The organism is Subdoligranulum sp. APC924/74 (genome assembly GCF_003324125.1).
GTDB lineage: Bacteria > Bacillota > Clostridia > Oscillospirales > Ruminococcaceae > Gemmiger > Gemmiger qucibialis.
In genome coordinates, this window is sequence record NZ_PSQF01000172.1 from 1 (window position 1) to 2,460 (window position 2,460).

General features: G+C 57.0%; 2 protein-coding genes. Both read right to left on the minus strand.

Annotation, left to right across the window (positions count from 1 at the left end; all coding sequences use genetic code 11):
• Positions 1–1,890 (minus strand): hypothetical protein (locus tag C4885_RS15940; RefSeq protein WP_147237883.1); only part of this gene is annotated, 1,890 nt, incomplete at its 3' end.
• A gap of 249 nt (positions 1,891–2,139) precedes the next feature.
• Positions 2,140–2,460, minus strand: a 321-nt coding sequence (locus tag C4885_RS16570; protein WP_158538936.1) for a hypothetical protein, incomplete at its 5' end; no start/stop codon positions are given.

Sequence of the window (2,460 nt, forward strand, 5' to 3'; positions counted from 1 at the left end):
TTTCAGGCTTTCCACCGTTGCTGTGGTGGCATAATCCTGCAATTTTCTGTCAACCGCATCGTTGGCGGCGCTGGTGGCGGTATCCTTTACGTTGGCCGTTACCGTTTCAGTCACTGACTTGGTGACCTCGGTTTTGATCTCGTCAGCGGTCTGCGAAAATAAGCTTTTTGCGCTTTCCTGCGTCAGGTAGTCGCCGCTGCTGGCATTCCACGCGGTCGGCGCGTTGCCGTATTGCAGCATGGGGTGCAGCAGCGAAAACTTGTTGGTGTAGTTGCCGGTACCAGCGTGGGTGGTACCACTGCCCATATCCACCAGCTTTAAGGTGGCGTTGTCCGGCGGCGTCCACAGGCCATACCGCAGTACCCAGCCGTCCGTCTGCTCAATCTCCAGCTGATCAGTTGGCTTAATGGTTGCCCAGCTCTGGCTGGTGGAGTACCCCGCCGTGTAAGCGATTTCCATACAGAACTCATCCGCACCAGAAACGGGTTTGTACATAACAGACAGGCACAATGTCACGCCTTTTGCCACATACGCACCCACCGTTGTCCAGCGAAAATATCGGTTGGAGTTGGTGTTGGCCATGGTCGCCCCGCCGGTTAGTTCATAGGTAATAGAACTGCCGTCGCCGGTATTGCCTTTCAGTTCAGCGTTCTTGAAGCTCTCACTGCCCAGGATCAGGTTGCCGCCGCCGGTGATTTTGGTGTCTTTTTTCACCTCAGAGGAAAGCCCGTCCACCGTTGCTTTCAGGTCGGTGTACTTGCCGGTCAGGTCGCTGGCCTTTACTTCCAGGCCGTCAACGCTGGTCTTGATCTCCAGCATCTTGCCGGTCAGGTTCTTGTAGCTCTGGTTGTTCACGGCGCTGGAACTTTCCCGACTGGCGCTGCCCACGCTTTCAAAGCTTGCCTTGCCGGAGGAGATTGTGGCGCTCATCAGGTAGGTGTCGAACTCCCGCCCGCGTGCGTCCTTAACGTGCACGATCTGCCCGCAGGCAAGGCCGGAACTGCTGGGCACCGATACTTTGCAGGGGGTGTAGGTCACGTTTTTCAGCACGTTGTACAGGTTTTGGACAACGGTTTTCAGGTTGGCTTCGGTGCCGGTTGTCAGCAGCAGATTGCCCTGCACTGCATAGGTGTTGGTGGCAGTGGTGCTGTCAGGGTAGATGACCCCCACGTCACTGTCCGACTGCCGGATCTGGACTTTCTCAATGGCCTTGACGGTGTAATCCTCGTAGCTCAGGCTGTCGGCATAGTAGGCGGTGCTGCTGTTGGCACCGTCCGGGGTGATTTTAGCAGTGCTGCGCTTGTCTGTGTAGGTCAAGAATTGCAGCTTGCCGTCTGCATTCATGTGGGCGTAGCAGCCTGCCGCTTCCGCCGCCCAGGAGATGATCTGGCGGCAGGTTAAATCGTCTGCATAGAACGCCTGCACGCTGTAGCTGCCATTGATGGGCAGACTGCTGCTGGCAAGCGCGACCCCTGCCCGCTGGCAGGCCAGCTGAACCAGCTGCCAGATAGTTTTGGGGAACTGCGCCTGATTGGCGTGCAGCCAACCGGAGAAGTCCGCATCCAGCTTGGACATGGTGTCGTAGGCCGTGACCTTGTAGCTGTTGCGCTTGGTGCGGGTGGGCTTTTCGGCATAGAAAACGCCCACCTTGGTTCGGTTCCCGGCATCGTCCTGCCGGTAGTAGGTCAGGGCATCCCCGGCAGTAATTTGCAGGCTGCCGCCCGGGTCTGCCCAGATTTCGGCTTCAATGTAGTCCGAGAACGCAGAGCCGATGGTGAATTCTTGCCCGGCGTTTACCGCGGTGTGCAGGGTAAGACTCTTCACCGCGCTGCCGGGGGAGCCGCCCTTTAATTCGGTGCCGCTTGGGAGAGTGAGAATTGGTTGGAGCAAATATACACCTCCTTTGGTTTTAGTTAGGAGGTAGGAGTGAGGAGTTAGGAGTTCATGGTGTGCGCGTGCGCGCACGGGTTGAAAATTGGGCCGCAATCCCGTAGGAGCGCACAGTGTGCGCCCGTCGCCTTGCGGTAAATCCTGTTATGGCATCATCTACCGCAAAGCCCCGGAACGGTCAAGACCGTTCCCTACAATGCCGGACCTTAGGCCCGTTTTAACTCCCAACTCCTACCTTCTAACTCTCAATCAGCATTCAATAATGTTAAATTTAAGGTTCTTCCACTGTTTCGTCTTGGCGTTATGCCAGGCGATGCCGTATTTGCTGCAGTAGCAGGTGGTGGTTTCGGTCTCGGTGGAAGAGCCGGCTTTGGGATGGGTGAACTGAAACGTTGCCTTGCCTGCAAACAGCCCGATGGTGTACTTGTATTCGTCGTCAGTCAGGCAGCTGTAGGCGATGGGCCAGGTGGCAACCTTTTCCCGCACCACTTCGCGGTGCATGTACCCGGCTTCGTCGCGCCCGGAATCGCTGGAATCCAGGTCGGAATAGCTCGGTTCGATGTCGCAGTC